The organism is Halomonas sp. SIMBA_159, from assembly GCF_046536035.1.
GTDB lineage: Bacteria > Pseudomonadota > Gammaproteobacteria > Pseudomonadales > Halomonadaceae > Vreelandella > Vreelandella venusta_A.
Genome location: NZ_JAWJBT010000135.1, coordinates 1 through 396, shown reverse-complemented (window position 1 = coordinate 396; position 396 = coordinate 1). Strand labels below are relative to the sequence as shown.

Below are 396 nucleotides of genomic sequence, written 5' to 3'. Positions count from 1 at the left end.
ACTCTGCTCCCGAACTGCAGCCGTATAGCGCTGCTGAAGATACTAAAGCGAGGCCTATCATTTTCTTATTCATCTGCGCGTCTCCTCCTATTTCCATTTTATGAACCCGCTCAAAACGGCTCTTCTTCATTTTATCAGAAGATTTTTGAAAATCTTGTGATATCCCTCTTGCCGGTAAATGGCATAAATTTTCCCGGCGCTGATTTTCGAGGCTGTTTTTCCGCATCTTGAAGGGGAGCTTATATTCCCTTTACTGATTTATGGCCAATCAAAAAAAACGTTCGTAAAGATGCCGAAGCATTTTACGAACATTTTTTGGTTTCATGAAATTAACGGAAGCTCACTTTGTTCAGCACTTGATGATCGTACGGCCAAGGTGCTGCCCATTCTTGATGG

At 42.4% G+C, this 396-nt stretch carries 1 protein-coding gene; it reads right to left on the bottom strand.

From position 1 onward, the window contains the following. The coding region (locus tag R0J87_RS18700; protein ID WP_498888077.1) for a hypothetical protein at positions 1 to 226 on the bottom strand (226 nt) is incomplete at its 3' end. Between the last annotated feature and the right edge of the window lie 170 nt (positions 227 to 396).